This window comes from Ruegeria arenilitoris (assembly GCF_013031355.1).
GTDB lineage: Bacteria > Pseudomonadota > Alphaproteobacteria > Rhodobacterales > Rhodobacteraceae > Ruegeria > Ruegeria arenilitoris_C.
The window spans coordinates 326,224-343,338 of record NZ_WPZO01000002.1 but is presented as its reverse complement, the minus strand read 5'-3'; the positions used below and the strand labels follow the sequence as shown (position 1 = coordinate 343,338).

General features: G+C 54.1%; 12 protein-coding genes. 3 read left to right on the top strand and 9 right to left on the bottom strand.

Annotation, left to right across the window (positions count from 1 at the left end):
• Positions 1-55: 55 nt before the first annotated feature.
• Positions 56-379: a hypothetical protein gene (locus tag GOX63_RS07285; RefSeq protein WP_170499188.1), complete on the top strand. Its 324-nt coding sequence runs from the start codon at positions 56-58 to the stop codon at positions 377-379.
• A gap of 4 nt (positions 380-383) precedes the next feature.
• On the top strand, positions 384-602 hold the full coding sequence (locus GOX63_RS23740; protein ID WP_237217120.1) for a GDCCVxC domain-containing (seleno)protein: 219 nt from the start codon (positions 384-386) through the stop codon (positions 600-602).
• 575 nt (positions 603-1,177) lie between these two features.
• Here the strand turns inward: GOX63_RS23740 and GOX63_RS07280 are convergent.
• The 6 genes from GOX63_RS07280 to GOX63_RS07255 all read right to left on the bottom strand — a co-directional run bounded on the left by GOX63_RS07280 (position 1,178) and on the right by GOX63_RS07255 (position 10,773).
• Complete coding sequence (locus tag GOX63_RS07280) at positions 1,178-2,593, bottom strand: FAD-binding oxidoreductase (protein ID WP_170326741.1); 1,416 nt, start codon at positions 2,591-2,593, stop codon at positions 1,178-1,180.
• 115 nt (positions 2,594-2,708) lie between these two features.
• Positions 2,709-2,966, bottom strand: coding sequence for a DUF4242 domain-containing protein (locus GOX63_RS07275; RefSeq protein ID WP_170326742.1), 258 nt, complete (start codon positions 2,964-2,966; stop codon positions 2,709-2,711).
• A gap of 27 nt (positions 2,967-2,993) precedes the next feature.
• Positions 2,994-6,593, bottom strand: a complete 3,600-nt coding sequence (locus GOX63_RS07270; RefSeq protein ID WP_170326743.1) for an adenylate/guanylate cyclase domain-containing protein — start codon at positions 6,591-6,593, stop codon at positions 2,994-2,996.
• A gap of 501 nt (positions 6,594-7,094) precedes the next feature.
• Positions 7,095-7,808: a DUF3313 domain-containing protein gene (locus tag GOX63_RS07265; protein WP_170326744.1), complete on the bottom strand. Its 714-nt coding sequence runs from the start codon at positions 7,806-7,808 to the stop codon at positions 7,095-7,097.
• A 270-nt stretch (positions 7,809-8,078) separates the two neighbouring features.
• Positions 8,079-8,522 (bottom strand): hypothetical protein, encoded by a 444-nt coding sequence (locus tag GOX63_RS07260; protein ID WP_170326745.1) that lies wholly within the window; start codon positions 8,520-8,522, stop codon positions 8,079-8,081.
• Positions 8,523-8,895: 373 nt separating this feature from the next.
• Positions 8,896-10,773, bottom strand: a complete 1,878-nt coding sequence (locus GOX63_RS07255; RefSeq protein ID WP_170545350.1) for a DUF3604 domain-containing protein — start codon at positions 10,771-10,773, stop codon at positions 8,896-8,898.
• Between the two features lie 780 nt (positions 10,774-11,553).
• Between GOX63_RS07255 and GOX63_RS07250 the strand changes: the two genes are divergently transcribed.
• Entirely contained in the window at positions 11,554-13,071 is a 1,518-nt protein-coding gene (locus GOX63_RS07250) for a trimethylamine methyltransferase family protein (protein ID WP_170326747.1), read from the top strand.
• Positions 13,072-13,339: 268 nt separating this feature from the next.
• Here the strand turns inward: GOX63_RS07250 and GOX63_RS07245 are convergent, their stop codons facing one another.
• The 3 genes from GOX63_RS07245 to GOX63_RS07235 are packed head-to-tail and all read right to left on the bottom strand — an operon-like array spanning position 13,340 to position 16,644.
• Positions 13,340-14,026 carry a c-type cytochrome gene (locus GOX63_RS07245; protein ID WP_170326748.1) on the bottom strand — a complete coding sequence of 229 codons (687 nt, stop codon included), beginning with the start codon at positions 14,024-14,026 and terminating at the stop codon, positions 13,340-13,342.
• On the bottom strand, positions 14,013-15,344 hold the full coding sequence (gene soxC / locus GOX63_RS07240) for a sulfite dehydrogenase (RefSeq protein WP_170326749.1): 1,332 nt from the start codon (positions 15,342-15,344) through the stop codon (positions 14,013-14,015). The genes GOX63_RS07245 and soxC overlap by 14 nt, the downstream gene beginning before the upstream one ends.
• Before the next feature lie 37 nt (positions 15,345-15,381).
• Complete coding sequence (locus tag GOX63_RS07235; protein ID WP_170326750.1) at positions 15,382-16,644, bottom strand: cytochrome c; 1,263 nt, start codon at positions 16,642-16,644, stop codon at positions 15,382-15,384.
• Positions 16,645-17,115: the final 471 nt, after the last annotated feature.

Below are 17,115 nucleotides of genomic sequence, written 5' to 3'. Positions count from 1 at the left end.
ACGAGAGGTTGTTGTCTCTACAACTCCGCGTGACGTAGTCCATCAGGGAAACAGAATGCAGAAGTACCTTAGCCTCAGCTATTTGGGATCGCTATCAGCGCTTGGCGTCGCGACTTGCTGCGTTTTGCCCATGATGATGATGTTACTGGGGCTGGGCGGCAGTTGGTTGGCAATCTTTGGGAAGGTTGCGGCAGCGAGTTACTATGTGCTGACGATTTCAACGGCGCTCGTCGCGATATCGTGGCTGGTATCTTATCGGCGCGGTTCCTTACCGACGTTGAAATGGCGGCTTGCAGGAACAACTCTAATCACCGGCGTGGCTTGGGTCGTTGTGTTTAACGAGGCACGGATTAACGATTACCTGATAATGCAGATGTGAGACTATGACAAAACAAACTGTAGTCCTAGAAAGCACCCTGATTTGCCCGAAGTGCGGCCACAGTGAAACCGAGCAAATGCCAACGGATGCTTGCCAGTGGTTCTATGAATGCAAGTCGTGCAAAACAGTTTTGAAGCCGTTGGAAGGCGACTGTTGTGTTTACTGTTCATATGCCACGGTCCCGTGTCCACCAATTCAGCTAGGCGATAGCTGTTGCGGATGAAGTGAAGGACGGTTTTGTTGAGCGAACTGTGAGCCGCCGCCGCGAGCATCGCTGCTATTTGCATGAATGACAGTTTTTCCGCTGCTTGGCCGCACAAGGTATTCGGCAGTTGCAGTGTCGTTACTGCTGCAAGCGCATGCAGCAATAAAATCCAGGGTACAGGTTGGGCTCTTTCCGGACATTTGACGACCTCTATCAAGCACACGGCGGTTCAGTCGTGCGGAGCGACCAGTATGCGGACTTTGCTGCCGTTCGCCGCCGATGCAGCTTGAGCGGTCTCGCGCGTTCGCTTTGCGTAGATAGTGATTTTTGCAAGGTCAGGTGGTTTCGCCGAAGTAGACCCTCGGCTCGACAACCGCAAGCGACGCTTCGAGTTCCAAAGTTGACGCTTACGAACGTCGCATTTCTTAGGCGAACTTACGGTAAATACATCAAGGCTGAAGCATGATGTCCAGTGTGGATGAAGTTTAGAGGTTGAACTTGGCTTGGTAGTTGGCCAACGAGAAAAGCAGCGTGTTGTTAAGACAGAACACTCAGCGTAAATCTAGATCTGATTTTTGCAGTTCCGAATTGCCTCATGCAGGTAAAATATTGTGGTTCACCCTGAACAGGTTAGCGGGGTCATAGCTGCCCTTGATCTTAGAAAGCTTCTCACCGTTTTCGCCATATGCTCCGGTCATGTGATCCGCCTCGTCTTCGGGCATGAAGTTGACATACGCACTGCCGCTCGCATGTGGTTGCATCTGATCGTAAAGCTTGCGCGCCCAATCAATACACTCAACATCCTTGCCCGCGTCCTCCCAACGCGTGTGAACATTCATGATGAAGTGAGCAGATCTTTGGGGATAGGCCGTCGAACCGGCTTCGACGCGCGCCATTGCGCCGCCGACATGGGCAATAAATACCTCACAAGCAGGGTCCGGGAGCGTGGATATTGCCTCAAGAAGACCCGCGATAGCTTCTGCGGAAAGCGCATCGAAATCATGGCTTTTCCAGTAGTTCCGAGCGCCGGGTGTTAGCAAAGGATCGAAGGCCGCTTGCCAATCCACAAACTTGTGAGGAGAGATGACGTCAGCGATTGGCTCTCCAAGCGCACGTAAAGCCGCCATGGCTTTTTCACCTTCGTCCATCGGACCACTATAGCAGGCTGCAAAGATCAGCACCTCTCGCCCATGCCACTCTTCCGGTAAAAACGGTAGCGGAGGAGCTTTTCGCATCACGCTCCAGACCGTCAGTTCGTCGGGCGACGTATCAGCAATGACCGAGAACTCTCTCATTAGGTCCGGTGCCTTTTCGATAGGATGCACGATCAGGCCGGACAGCACATCGGGTCCATGATCATGCAACTGGAACTCGAATGAAGTCACAACTCCGAAATTGCCGCCTCCGCCGCGGATGGCCCAGAACAGTTCCGGATGACTGGTTGAGGAAGCGGTGACTATGGCGCCGTCCGCTGTAACGACTTCTGCCGACAGCAGATTGTCAATCGTCATACCGAATTTACGAGTGGTCCATCCAAAGCCGCCGCCAAGGGTCAGCCCGGCGATACCCGTGGTCGAGTTGACGCCTGTGGGAACAACAAGCCCATGTGCCTGAGTTTCGCGATCCACATCTCCCAGCAGTGCTCCTGGTGCGACGCGAGCGGTCTTATTGACAGGGTCAACGTGAACCGACCGCATCTGGGACAGATCAAGCATTACAGTTTCATCTGCAACTGCATGCCCTGCGATCTGATGCCCGCCGGACCGAACTGACATTATAAGGCCACTGTCACGTACGAAGTTCACGGCCTTCTGCACATCGCTTGCCCCCAACGCGCGGATCACGAAACCGGGGTAACGTTCGAACATGCTGTTCCACGTCGTCCTGGCATCTTCATATTCCGGGGTACCCTTATGGTAGACCCCGCCGCGAAGCGATGAATCAAGCGCATCTAACGCGTCTTGAGTCACAGTTGCCGTGCCGCCATCAAGTGATTTTAGGTCAAACATGCGTAAGCCTCCCTATTCATGGGTCAGGCTTCTTGCAGGGCTGCCTCAGGTAATTGTTGTTTCCGTCACGTTGGTCCGCGAAGGCGTTGCAGTCAGTTGGATAAAGGACTGATGGTCAGGCGAAAATGCCCGGATCAATCCGATCTACGGGCGTTATGACGTCGGCAGGAATATTCAGGCGCTCGGCTGCCCTTCTCAGGCTTTCCTCATCCGGGGCTTCGTACAAGCAGTACGTTTTGCGTTTATCTGCACTGAGAAACGAAAAAATCCACTCGACGCCGACTTCGTCATTGATCTCTTTGATGTGAATTTTATCGTCATCACTGACGTTCAGCTGCTCGGCGAAATTTCTTTCTATTATGTACCTTGGCATAATGTCCCCCAAAACAGTTTTATTGCCTTAACTCACTACTCCTTCGAGCTTTGACCTGAGGGAAACCATACTCAATTTCTGTGAAATTGCCAACGCTTCCCCTTCCAGTTGAAACGCCTGCTCTACGTCATTCGGGCGGCCCCGGCGCCTTAGTGCAGTTGCATATGCCGCCTTGCTGTGCGCGATCCAAGGCGGGCACTTCATGCGAGTGTCAATCTCGATCGCCTTCTGGAACATCATCTCAGCGGCATCCCAGTCTTTCAACACCGTGCTCAGGCTGCCAAGGCGCCGTGCAGCTGCGCCTGTGCAAACTGTGGTTGCCCCTGCAGTGATCGTCAATTCCTCGTAGGGGACTAGCATGTCATAGAGTGTCTTGGCATGTACCTGATGCTCAATGGCGACACATATGTCGGCTAAATAGGACAATGTCGTTGAATACATGGCGTCGGGCGGAAGATCGAAACCATTGTCAGCCATTTCATTCAATATACGATCAGCGGGTTCTTTGTATCCAAGCTCGGCAGCGATAAGGCCAAAACCCGGCTTCCACGAAATGTCTTCAGGGCTGTCCGTCATCAGTTGCTTGATCACAGGTGCAACCTCGTGCAGTCGGTTTTGCTCGCGGCGGATGGTGAACATCTGAACCCCGAAGACGCCCTCAACATGTTCCCCATGGGTCTTGCGACCGATCTTCACCGCCTCAGTGGCGTGTTTCTCAGCCTGGTCAAAATCGCCGTCCATAATTGCAACCATGGCGCGTGCGTGTTTCTGAACCCAATAGAGCTGTAGATGATTGTCCTTTTCCGAAATCTCGGTAAGCAGATCTAGAGAATGGTCCATCAACTCACGGTCGGCCATCTCGGCCCCTACAAACAAGCTGAGCGTTCGGTCCCGCCCTTGATCGATACTGCCAAGATGCTCGGCCACACCATGCATGGCCTCCAGATTTTCGCGCCAATGGTGGGCCTCTCTTCCCTTCCGTGCAACGAATGGGGCCCCAAAATGCATCATCATGACAGAGAATTGGGACTTATAGTCGCCCAGTTTTGCGGCCAGCTCCATGGCTTGCTGGCCGAAAAGTGCCCCCTCGGAAAACTGACCTACGAACATGTGAGCTCGTGCAAGTTGGCTCATTAATCTGCACCGACGGACTTCGTCATCGTCGGGCAAGCCGTTCAGAGCACTATCGCAGAGTTCAATGGCCTCACTGTGCCTCTCGCTCGACATCATGCAGGAGTCGGCAAAATGGTTGGCCGCGTCAGCGGTTAGCTCGACGTTGTGCACCGCCCGCGCCGCGTTGGAAGCGTCTTTGAGAACTGCTATCCCTTCAGGCAATTGGCCCAGGCTGTCGTGGCTGCGGCCAACCAGAATCTTGCCTTTGATCAGTTCTGTATTGGTTCCTGAGCCAAGTTTTTCGGCAGCACGCAGAGTTTCCCTGGCGTTTGTCATCGCCTCTTGGCTGGCGGATCGAGCCAACGCCATTTCTGTCGCAATCTGCCATTTTTCAAACGCAGCCCCCCAGTCCTCAGCTTCTGAAAGGTGGTGGGCGACGAGTTCGGGGCGACGCTCAATCTCAGCGGACCTCTTCCGCATCAACGCACGCGCCACGTCTGAGTGTTGCTGTCTGCGGGATGAGCGCAGCATGGACTGATAGGCGGTATCGCGGATAAGGGCATGACGGAATACAAAGTGCCCACGATTATGCCCGCTTTCAAAGATCAAGCCTGTGCGCGAAAGTTCTTCGAGGCGCTTGTTGATCTCAGGTCCTTCGAGGCCCATTGCGGCGCTCAATATGCTGGGCTCAAACTCCCGGCCAATAACCGACCCTGTTAGTGCGACTTGTTTTGCCTCAGGCGAAACCGCATCGAGGCGCGCCATCAACGCCCCTTTCAAAGAGGACGGAATGTGGATTTGCTCTTGCGCACCAGCCTCCATAATTGCTCGAGTCATTTCTTCCACGAACAATGGAACACCATCGGTTTTTTCAATTATTGTCGAGATCAGAGTATCGTCCGGCCTCTTTCCTGTAATGTTTTGAACAAGGTTAGAGACATGTGCGGAATCGAACCGACGCAATACTAACGACTGAAGGTGCGTGTCCCCATCGTCTCGAGCCAGTTCCCAGCCAGGTCTGTGAGTTACCAACATCATCAGAGGAAGATCGGTGCAAATCGATTTGAACCGCTCCAACAAGGCTTGTGTGGACGGATCGATCCAATGAGCGTCTTCAACACACAGAATAACCGGGCGCACGCTTGACCGCACCTGCACTGTATGGACCAAAGTTTGTATTGTTATGTCGCGCTGATCCTGCGGTGACATCTCGAGCACTTTCCGCGCGGGTGTGCTACGAGGTGCAACCAGAGCAGCAAAGACAGGCAGAACCGATTTCCAGTCAAGGCCTGAACGTCCTTCCAGCATCTTCCTGACATGTTGAAGGATCAGATTATCATCAAAATCGGGTTCAACACCTGCATCCTGGGAAATTCGCTGGGTTACCGGATGAAAGGGGCTGCTGCTAAGATAAGGGGAACAGTTCAGCCTTATGACATCGGCCTGGTCGCCTGCGGCAATTTCTGCAAGAAATTCCTCTGTAAGGCGCGATTTTCCAATCCCGGCTTCCCCGGCCAGAAGGATAACCTCTCCGTGACCGTTCTGAGCACGTTGCCATGATTGCAGCAGGATACCCTTTTCGTAGTCCCGGCCAATCATGGCGCTGTCGACATCATCGCGATGTGAGGCACGAAATCGGCTTTCCGCACTGCGTTCCGACACCACTTTCAACAGAGTGCGTGGTTCAGAAAACCCCTTTAGCTCTGTCTTTCCCAGAGATTTGAACTCGAATATCCGATGCAAAGCTGTCTCGGTTTCTTCAACCGGCAAAACGACTGAGTTTGGCTCTGCATGTTCTTGAATCCGCGCCGCAAGATTGACAACGGGGCCAGTCATTGCCCCTTCCTCATATGCGTTTTCGCCGATAGTGTCACCGACCACGACATCGCCGCTCGCAACACCCAGCCTCACCGACACACTTTCTCCGTCCGGCGTTTTGAGTTCCCTGACCCGGCGAACGGCCTCAAGACCAGCCTTAATCGCCCGAATAGCGTGATCTTCGTAGGCCCTCGGCCAACCAAAAAACACAAGAAGACCATCGCCCAAGTATTTTGCGACGTAACCACCATATCGGCTAACGGCTCCTGCAACGGCATCTTGGTAGTTCTGTAGCAAGCCCCGCATGTCTTCGGGATCAAATCGATTGGTGAGTTCGGTCGAACCGACCAGATCGGCGAAAAAGACAGTTACGTGGCGCCTTTCCGCAGTAGCCGGTGCGCTATGCCTCCGTTTAAGCAGATCATCACTTTGTTCATTGTCTGAAGCGGATGCATCTACGTTTTCCGGCGGCTGTTCACGAGATGCTTGTGGCGATGGGGGCACGTGTTGTCGGTCGACTAGCTCTTGCACTGCAGCGAGGATGATCTTGCGGTGACCAAGGCTTACCCCGAGCTCTTTTAAGTCGTCGTCTGACAGTAGTGGCAAAACACGCGCATCGATATCATTTGCCGCAAAAACATCTGCGTACTGACTCAGTTCGAGATCGTTTAACCACTTGTTAATTTCAACCGGCATCTTTGGATCATGCTGAGATACGCGACACTAATCAAGAAAACGCTATCATCACGGTGTCTGTATCAAAGTATAGCGCCAGTATTCATTTGTTTGCGGCGCACCCGATAAAATCAGCTCTTGCTTTAGCATTTCATGTTTTCACCAATGGCTAATTGGCTGCACGAATATGATGTAGCGCCTTTGAATACGTTTTGTCCGAAACTGGATACTGCAAAGCGAAAATATGAAGGGCTGCTACCCGCCGGATGCATTGCAGCATCCTAGTTCGACAGCAACGGCGGCTCAGGGCTCAAAAGGCTTGTTGAATCATGTCGCAGAGAATGTCCCGTTTGAGCCCATTTTGACCGATGCTGCGCGATGCCCCAATTACAGCAATGGACAGCTAACAGACTTTGCAAACTCACGTTGGCCAAGGCGACACAATATGTGCAATCGGTCTATAAGACATGACTTGAAGTGGAATAAAAGCGTCTCATAATGACTAGCAAAATTGAACTCGGGTTACCTCACAGTCGGCGGTTTGCAGTCTGGCATCTTGCGTAGCAAGCACAGGCGGTAACGCATACCTTGCGCGTATATTTCCATCGCCTTATTAACGTCCGACCAAGCGTCGAATTGATCTTGCGTTAGCACTTTGCCGCCAACGCGGGAATCTATACCTGCTCCCAAAAGTTCGCGGCTTAAGGAATCGCGCATCTCGAATTCGATCTTAAGCTGGCCGTTGAACACCGGCTTGTCTGTAACATAGCCGGCTGCTCTAGTGGCGACATGTGCTACAGGTACAACCGTGGAGATTGTGTCCATTGTCACGTTCTTTTTGGTAGCCTTGATAATTGCAAGCTTGAACCGCAACGTGTTTGGCCCCGGCGAGGTAACCAGTTTAAGGTCCTGGCTGAGTTCATTAGCGATCAATGAATAGAAATAGTTGCTAAGCGCTTGGGAATCCTGTGCGTTCAAGTTACCGCGACCCGCCTGGTCGGTGAACGAGACGATGGGGTCAAACAAGAGCTTGTCGTAGCCAGAGGCGTCGAAGTCTGGGTTGATATAGCTTAAGCCCGCTCTCAACGGATCGCCGGGTTCCTCAAGCTTGGCGTAGATATCCGGTGTTAGGAAGCCACTAGGGTCAAGGTCGCCGGTTTGCCTGATAGCATCGCATCCTGTCAAAGCCAGAAACACTGCTGTCGCGGCAACGTATCCATACTTTTCTAAATGCACTTTCACCTCCCTCGAAAATTACCTTCTCTACCCTGCGCTGGTCCGCATCTCCAAAAATTGGTGACTACTAGAAGATGCAGATTTTGCTGCGAGGTCCCTGCACTGGCCCCCAAAAAGGCTGTGGAAAACGGACTTAACAATGGTGATGTCTTGATATGCTATCAATTTACCCGAAAACAGTACAATAGGCACTGGTAGTTTCATTGAATGCTTACGGTATTCAGACTCATAAACTGCGCCCATATCAAAATTGTTTTCAATGAGATTTTGTCAGTCATTTAGGAACTGGATTGTTACTACTTGATCTTCAGGAAGTGACATTTTCAGGCCGGCGGCCACACATTTCGCGACAATAGTCACGCATTGAGAGTTAACCAGGGTTAAGTTGCCGATCCCAACGAGTGGAAGCGCGTCTCCACTTCCGCCTTTATAATGTCCATTGAAATTGACCAGTTCTTCCAGTCCAATTACTTCCCCTTGAATATGGCCAGATAATACGCCTGTCTCTCCCACTTTGATCCCTCGCGCCGAAAAGGGAAACTCCTGAACGTTTTCCAACGTCAGGACACCAGTTCCCCTGCGATAACCCACAAGGAAAGACACCGATTGGCCGTCAAAAGTGATTGTGCCGGAGCGAGCAGGGTTCTCGATGCATTTCGAGCCTACTGTTTGTGCATTTCCGACTTTCACCACCGCCCGAATGGTTATCCGCACTGGGGCATACACCTGGCAGCGCGAAGTCCACTTTCTGCGCATTGCCTCCACTTGCGCATTACGCGGCGTAGGTCAAAGTGGGGCTCGATGCTGTCATCGGGGCAGACTTGGTGAACGTCAGCTTTGTCCGCTCACCTACCATTTGCCGCCTAGTTCTGAACGTCCGGAAAGGGCGGGATGCAGCCGTTGAGCGAGCCGCCATCCATATTCTGTAACGACCTGGATCTGATGACGGAGAACGATAGGCACCGCGGCGCGGCGAATACCTGGATGCGGTGGCGCGGAGCTGTTCAGGCAAGCGCAGAAAGTGGCAATTGCAGGTGTGATCATCCAGTCGTAGGAGCAAAGCCATGATCGATGAAGTTCGGGAACCTTACTTGGCAGGGGTGTACCAAATCGGCGAAGTGTAGGCGCGTTCCTGAAGTTGCATAACTGTACCTTCAGGCATTTCGACATCAAAGAACTTTGCATCGTATGCTGTCCATCGGGGCGTCGGTATTTCAATCACACGCGCGTAGTAGAATGCCATTTGCGTCGGATCGAACTCGGGGTCGATCCAGTGTGCTGACAGGACAGCCCGCCCGATCGAGTTAGTGAATGATGCATCCGCTATGTCTACTGTATTTCCCACATCGGAAACGCACGCACCGTCCGTAACATCTCGGTCGGAACACGCGATATCCCAAATTTTCTCTTGGGTCTGACCTTCCGCGTCGATCCATCCCTTGACGATCTGTATGCGGTCGAGGTTCGCACCGTCAGGGTCTCGCAGCGCACGCACCAAAAAGCTTGGCGCGGCTCCATCTGGGGCATTTGTAAGGTCGCCTCCCATTGGCACCCCCCGAGCGTATCCCTCGCGTGCGAAATCGGGTCTGACTACTTCGTCGGCCTCAAAATCCCAACCGCCGAACACCCGCACCCGGATCCGCGTTCCTGTTGTCGCAAAGGTCTCCTTGCGCGCCATTGCGTCCCAAATCGCCTCGCGCGTGTTTTCTCGGGCCCAGACCGCGGCCAGCCCGGCTGCACCTAGATCTGTCATCATGATCGACAGGGCGGGGTCAGGTGCCTCGACCAGAGCATGTTTAAACCGATCGGCTGACGGCTCAGCGATATGGGCTTTGCTGAAGTTGTTTTCCTCGCGGCTTGTAGGTAGGGCTCCATGCGCGTCGGTGCTGCCAATCATACCGAACTTGAACGGGTTCGTGCCAAGCTCAGCTTCCACTGCCAGGCCATTCTTGAGCGCTTCTCGCGCGTACTCGAATGGCAGCATCTCTGGGGTCTTGGCCTCCTTGCCGCTCAAATTGCCCGCATCGATTGTCTCGAAGTCAGCGAAGACATCATCAGGGGAAAGGAAGGGATGCGCTTCACCATCGCCTTTCATCTGCGTCACTTCGACCAGAGGTTCATACTGCTGCCGCATCTGCACATATTCTGGGGTCAGCGGACCACCCGAATAGGTTTCCAGCTTGAACATGTAGCCGTTGGACAGGTTGCCGTTATGCGGAATGGCCAATACACGCCCGCCGGTTTTTTCCTCGTAACCCGCCATATAAGCCCAGAGATCCTCGGCATCGACCGAGTCATACTGTGAGAACGGCAGCACTTGGTTTGTCCGGTCTTCACCATCCCGGAAAATGACGACACGGTGCATGTTGTTGCCGCCGGGATGTGATGTCCACTCAAACCCGTGCAAGGTAGTGAACGTGCCCGGCTGATAATACTCGTCAGCAAGTTCCGTCGCCATAGCCCATGCCGACTGCGCCATTCTTGGCTCGTCGATTAAGTCGGTGCTCTCGTCGCGCAGCCACTCCAGAAAGGCATTGTACCCATCGCCAGATTTCACCATATCGTGCCACCTTTTGCCGGTCTCGTTGGCGAGCACGAGGGGATCAGACCGCTGAATGAAGTCGGACAAGTCAAGGTTCTCGGCATGATCAGCGACCACGACGAAGTCGAGTGGACGGATGAGCTTCACCTTCCAGCCAGAATGACTCGTCACCCGTTCCCCGCGCGAAGCCCGATACGCAATATCCGGGCCAAGGGTTGCCCCACCCAAGCCGGAGTCGGCTGACCAGGACGAGTGCAAGTGCGTATCACCAAAGAAGACCTGATTAGGAAAGAAATCATCCACATAGGGAGAGTATTCTTTTCGCGGGCTGGTGTATGTGCTTCTTTCAATTAGAAGGTCCTGCGCCAAGGCTGGGACAGCTAGGAACGCAGCAATGGCCGTGGCAGTGGCAAGGCGGGTCATGTCAGTGTCTCCAAAGGCTATTCAAAATTGCTCTGTTTAGTTTCGGCGGCGGCTTAGCGCCCTACCCTCCTTGGGAGCCGAAATAATCAAGCTCTTCTTTCGTCTCGTAGAGTTCGGCCCCACAGGACGCACAGCAGTGTAGGTATTCAGAAATGTCCGATCCTTTCATTTTCCAGGGTCGCGCATGGGAAACTGCCGAAGCTTTTCAATAGAAATGAAATCTGCCAACTCCGGGACTGTCAACTGGATAGACCTGTTTTAAGAAACAGCGAAAGGATGCTCACCAGTTAGTGCAGAGGCACAGGTATCCGATTGAACCGTTTGGGCTCCCCGTCGCCACTCTCTGCAGTGGGCATCGATGGGAGGTAAGAGCCTTGAACAGACCTTCATCGGTGGCTTGAGTGTTGCGCGCGCGGCGAGTTGCAAACAGCGCATTGCTGCCATCCGTGGTGCTTGATGCCGCAACCGCAGAGAAGGTTAGCATGAGTGGCGGTGAGTTCAGCGAAAGCTCAATCTCACGTATGGTGCGAACGGCAGCAATGCGGGCTGCACCCGCAGTATTTCAAAACAACATTCGATGACGGCACTGGACCGGCCGGCTCATTGAAAGGCGGTCAGGCATTCGGCCGATGGTGAATTTAGCCGGAACGGCTATCAAGTTTCTTTGTACACTGAGCAGAATTGTGTCGCGATCAACTGCCTTGGTCGTTCCTGGAGCAGACTGTTCCATCTTTTTTGGAGAACTATGCAGTATTAAAACCGTGAATTGCAGGAAAGCTCATGCCAGCCACGCGTCGACGTCATACCCGCCGAAGTTCGGCGCAAATTAAGGCGCCGCTGATCACGGGTGCTCGCCGCGAGATTCCCACCTATGACCTGATGCACGATGAAGGTCTGGAGTTGATTGAGGCTCGATCCGAGCAACTCCTGCAGGAGGTTGGGGTAAAATTTCTCGATGATCCCGAGGCGTTAAAGCTGTGGCGCGCATCCGGTGCGGATGTATCGGGTGATCGGGTTCGTTTCCCACCCGGGCTGTTGCAAAACCTACTCAAAACGGCACCGAGGGTCTTTCGGCAGCACGCCCGAAACCCAGCACGGACCGTCGAGCTGGGCGGTAATAACGTGATATTTGCCCCGGCCTACGGCATGCCATTTGTTAGCGATCTTGACGGTGGTCGTCGCTATGGAACAATCCGGGACTTCGAGAACCTGACAAAACTTGTGTATATGTCGCCCTGGTTGCACCATTCCGGCGGAACCACCTGTGAACCGACCGATTTGCCGGTGAACAAGCGCCATCTGGATATGGTCTATGCCCATTTGAAATGGACTGACAAACCCTTCATGGGATCGGTAACCGCTCCGGAACGAGCTGCGGACAGCATTGAGATGGCACGCATTGCCTTCGGCGCAGATTTTGTGGATCGGAACTGCGTAATCATGGCAAATATCAACATGAATTCGCCGCTGGTTTTCGACCATGCGATGTCTGGGGCGATCCGCACCTATGCGGCTGCGGGGCAATGCCCGGTCATCGTTCCCTTCGTTCTGGGAGGCGCCACTGCACCGGTGTCGATGATCGCTGCAGTGACTCAGGCCTATTCCGAAGTCCTGGTGGGATGCGCGCTGGCTCAGCTTGTCCGCCCGGGTGCGCCGGTGGTCTTTGGCAATTTTGTTACTTCGGTTGATCTGAAGACCGGCTCACCTTCATTCGGCACTCCGGAATCTGCACTGGCATCTTACGTGGCCGGCCAATTGGCGCGGCGGGTAGGCCTTCCGGTGCGGTGTTCGGGCGCGTTCACCAGCTCCAAACTGCCCGACGCACAAGCTATGATGGAAAGCGTGACCGCCTTGCACGCAGCGGTTCTTAGCGGCGCGAATTTCGTGCTGCAATCTGCGGGCTGGCTAGAAGGCGCATTGACGCTATCCTACGAAAAGCTGGTCATGGATGCGGACTATCTGGGCGCAATGCATAGGTTTATGGCCGGCCTGACCCTCGAGGATGATGCATTTGCCATGGACGCATTCGCCGAGGTCGGCCCGGGCGGGCATTTCTTTGGTTGCGCCCATACCCTCAGGCACTACGAGACCGCATTTTATGACGCCGAACTGTCGGACACACAGGCGTTTGAAAACTGGTCCGAACAAGGCGCGGTCGACATGGCGCAACGGGCCAACGCCAAATGGAAGTCCAGCCTCAAGGATTATGACGCACCGCCTCTCGACGAGGGAATTGACGAAGAGCTCCTATCCTTCATGACCCGCAGAAAGGAACAGTTGCCGGATATCTGGCACTAAACTTGAATGATTGTATGGCGGAGTTCGCGCAGAGCCCAGTCTCGCACGCGCAGCGAATGTCTCCTGTCACGAGCCGTAATGCAGCGTGGATTGTACTCGACAGATGGCGGCTTTGGGCTGCTGGAACGTTCGCCTGAAAGAAATGTTCAGACAGTTACTGCCGGGTCGCGGTTGGATATGGTCTTCGAAACTAAAGTTTAGGACCTGTGGTTATGCTCGAGCCAATTTCCTGAGCGTCAATCGTCTGCAAAAAACGTTCTGGCAGTTACTATCGAACCATGCAGTCCGTTAGAGGAACTGGTTTGCCATAAGTCTCTCCCGATCCGATCGAAATACCAGCGTCGCCGGGTACAGAACAATTTGACATGCAGCGGGGCGCGAACACGTCTGGGCGGGCATCGCAAATGAAACCATCCACGTTAGGCATTGTCACTTGCATCAGACTGTCTCGGTCCAGGTTTGCTGCTGCAGGTAGGATATCGTTCAACACCAGGATATGCGCGGTGACGGCATAGACTTCGTCATTGCTTAGTGAATGGGCTGTTGCAAAGGGCATGGCGCGGCGGACGTAATCAAAGAAAGTTGTAATATATGGCCAATAGCTGCCGACGGTTTGCGCAGGCTGTTGCTCTGTGTCGGTCAATGGCGGCGTCGAACCGACAAGGGTTGGAAATGCACCGCGATCCAGCAGAACCTTCACCCCAACGCCTTCTTCGCCGTGGCAGGCCGAGCATTTGTCCCTGTAAATTTGTCGACCCTCTTCAGCATTGCCCATTCCATCGGGAAGCCCGGTTCCATCGGGGAATACGTTAAGGGACCAGACCGCCAGATCTGCCTCGGAGATTGTCTGGCCAAGACATAGGGGGCGATCACTGCAGTCGCCGGTCTGCGCAACTGCCGGTCCAGAAGCCAACAGTGGTAGAATGGCGCAGAAAACCAGGTTAACCCGTCGCATTATACACCTCGCCATTGCTTTCGATCCGCCACGTCTGAATGCCGTTGTTGTGGTAGGATGAGAACTTACCGCGTGCTTCGACGAGTTGCTGAACGAAAGGCTGCGTATAGCCGGTTTCGTCAGTGGCACGGCTCATTAACAGCGTCTCACTGCCGTCCCATCTCCAGGGCAAGGTGAACTCGGTCAGGCACTTCGACATCACCGGCTCCGTCAGTTGCGCCGGGGTCCAGTTGCGCCCGCCATCCAGTGACACATCCACATGCGAAATCTTCCCGCGCCCAGACCAAGCGATGCCTCGGATCTGGTAGAACCCTTTTTCCGGCAGGGACTGACCACCCGACGGGAAGGTGATGATCGATTTGGCCTCCATCACCAGCGAGGATATCCACGCCTTGCCGGATTTTTGCAGATCGGTGTACTGAGCGGTTTCAAACGTGGCAAACAGGGGTTGGTCAGTCACCTCTATCCGCTGCACCCATTTGATGTTTAGATTTCCTTCACACCCTGGCACGAGTAACCGAACCGGATATCCCTGTTCCGGCCGTAGCATTTCGCCGTTTTGTGCAAAGGCCAGGATGCAATCGTCCAGTGCCCGAGCCATCGGCAAGCTGCGCGCCAACGCTCCGGAATCCGCGCCTTCGACGATCAGCCACTTGGCCCTTGCTGTATCGGCTCCTGCCTCACGCAAAAGGTCGGATAGCCGAACGCCGGTCCACTCTGCGCAACTAAGAAGGCCGTGAATGTCTTGCGCGGTCAAATATGGTGAAGTTTCCTGCCCGCCATAGGTTGCTTTGCCCCAGATCAGATCGCTGTTGCCGGAACATTCAAGAAATCTGAACGTGGTGACAGTGGGAAAGCGGCGCAGGTCCTCCATGCTGAGTTCGAGGTTGCGGTCGACAAGCCCGTGAATGACCAATTTGTGCTTTGCCGGATCCATGTCTGCATAGCCGCCATGGGATCGTTCATAGAACAGCCCGTTGGGTGTAATGATCCCACGCAGGTCCTGTAGCGGCGTGCCGGTCCAGGAGGACTCGTTCATTGGTGGAACATAACCCTTTGGTGCATACTCGGAAGGAGTCGGGCGACGGATCACTGTCTTTTCGAAGGAAGACGGGTGGCCATAGGGATTTGTACCGACCGGATCGCCCAGTTCGGTCGCCCATGGGCGTTGCAACGGACCAGCCGCCGCGCCTTCGGCTCCAAGCCCGGCAACCAATGTGGCCGCCGTACCGGTAGCCACGCCGACCCCGCCTGCCAGCACGCTGCGCCGTGTCACGCCGGTTTCGCTATTAGCCTGCTTTTCTTGATCATCACTCATGTCATATTCCACTTTTCCCATCCTCGGCAGGCGCTACCTACTTCAGTATCGCCTCAACGTCGGCCTCGGTAAACTTGGGCAGGTCTGGTGTTTCGGCCGCGAAGGTGTGCCGAAGATAATTGGCCAATTGCGCGATCTGCGTCGGGGTCATGCGGTCCTTGAAGGCGGGCATCGGGCTGGAATTGGGGACGGATCTGGAATCTGGAAATCCGTTAGCAATTGCGTAGAGCATATTGCGGCCCCCGACCTGTGCAATCGTGGAATTGCTTGCCAGCGGAGGCGCCCCACCTTTGACCCCCTTGCCGCGCGGGCCGTGGCACATCGAGCAATTGTTCAAAAACAGTGCCCGCCCCTCTGGATACGGGTCTGCAGTCTCTCCATCTGTGGCAGCAAGTTCAACGTTGCTATCGACACGTGGGGTGGATGGCAGATCCAGAAGATAGGTTGCCATGGCGATCCGATCTTCATCGGTCAACTGCGACAGTGAATTCTTCACCACCAGATACATTTCTTTGAAGGCTGTACCTTTGGGCCCTTGTCCTGTTTTGAAGAATTCGGTCAGATATTCAGCAGTCCATCCGCGTTGTTTCAGAGCCTCCGGCCGGATATCGGGCGCTTCATAATCTCCAAGCGGTGCCCCCGCCAATGCCCGGCTACGCTCAGCGGCGCCAAAGGAGTTATGTGGCGTGTGGCAGGCGCCGCAGTGGCCCAGACCTTCGACCAGATAGGCGCCGCGGTTCCAAACAGCATCTCGGGACGTATCCGGTTCGTAAGTCCCCCGCTTCGCAAAGAGCACATTCCAAAAAAGCACAAGCTGTCGAATATTGAAGGGAAAGCTAAGTTCGTTTTTTGGAACGCTTGTGTCGACCGGCGTCTGGGTCATTAGATACGCAAGCATCGCATCGGAATCCTGGCGTGTCACCAAGTGGTATGATGGATAGGGCATTGCTGGATAGAGAGGCTGAAAGGTTTTGTAAGAGCCAAAAGCGAGGACTTGGTAGAACTCGGCCGAGCTCATGCCTTTGATGCCTTCATCCGACGGGGTAATATTGGCGGAATAAATTCCACCGAACGGGGTATCAAGTTTAAGCCCGCCTGCGAACGCAGCTCCGCCCTCGGTGGTGTGGCAAGACGTGCAATCGCCGGCAGCGGTCAAATACTCCCCCCGCGCAATGGTTTCAGCATCGGTCGCGATCGGGTGGTTCTCGACACTGGGCACAGCCCACAGCCAGAAGAAAAGAACGATCAATGCCACTGCACAGATGACAATTCCAAGAATAACTTTGAACAAACGCACCATAGTTGCTTCCCGACCAATCAGTTCGATCTCAAACGTATCAGGACGATGCTAAAGCATTACCACATCTACACATATCTGTCTCGGTACGTGGTTCAAGTGACCTTCAATCGGATGTTCAAACTTGGATTTGGACGTGTCTGAGACCTGTATTTCAGGTCATACGTGACTAAATCTTCGGGCGACGGTGCGTGTGTTTTGAAGGCCCGGAATGGGTGGGTTTGGTTACATTGTCTCAGATGAACGGCCTCAAAAGATACAACAGCATTCAAAGGACTATCGAAACCGCTGCGAAGGACGGGTGTCGGGTAGCAAAGTAGCGCGCTACCCTTTCGTACAGGGCGCAGCGAATGGTAGACATGCGGGTTGCAACTGCAGAATGACGGCACAGCGCCCAGTGACCGCTTTGGGCCGAAGTGGCGGCCTGCTAAAAACCTAACAGATGGAACCAACTTCGAGCTCCAGCAAATGATC

Coding starts and splice junctions, on each gene's coding strand:
- GOX63_RS07285 (WP_170499188.1), top strand. CDS start 56: ATGCAGAAGTACCTTAGCCTCAGCTATTTGGGATCGCTATCAGCGCTT.
- GOX63_RS23740 (WP_237217120.1), top strand. CDS start 384: ATGACAAAACAAACTGTAGTCCTAGAAAGCACCCTGATTTGCCCGAAG.
- GOX63_RS07280 (WP_170326741.1), bottom strand. CDS start 2,593: ATGTTTGACCTAAAATCACTTGATGGCGGCACGGCAACTGTGACTCAA.
- GOX63_RS07275 (WP_170326742.1), bottom strand. CDS start 2,966: ATGCCAAGGTACATAATAGAAAGAAATTTCGCCGAGCAGCTGAACGTC.
- GOX63_RS07270 (WP_170326743.1), bottom strand. CDS start 6,593: ATGCCGGTTGAAATTAACAAGTGGTTAAACGATCTCGAACTGAGTCAG.
- GOX63_RS07255 (WP_170545350.1), bottom strand. CDS start 10,773: ATGACCCGCCTTGCCACTGCCACGGCCATTGCTGCGTTCCTAGCTGTC.
- GOX63_RS07250 (WP_170326747.1), top strand. CDS start 11,554: ATGCCAGCCACGCGTCGACGTCATACCCGCCGAAGTTCGGCGCAAATT.
- GOX63_RS07245 (WP_170326748.1), bottom strand. CDS start 14,026: ATGCGACGGGTTAACCTGGTTTTCTGCGCCATTCTACCACTGTTGGCT.
- soxC (WP_170326749.1), bottom strand. CDS start 15,344: ATGAGTGATGATCAAGAAAAGCAGGCTAATAGCGAAACCGGCGTGACA.
- GOX63_RS07235 (WP_170326750.1), bottom strand. CDS start 16,644: ATGGTGCGTTTGTTCAAAGTTATTCTTGGAATTGTCATCTGTGCAGTG.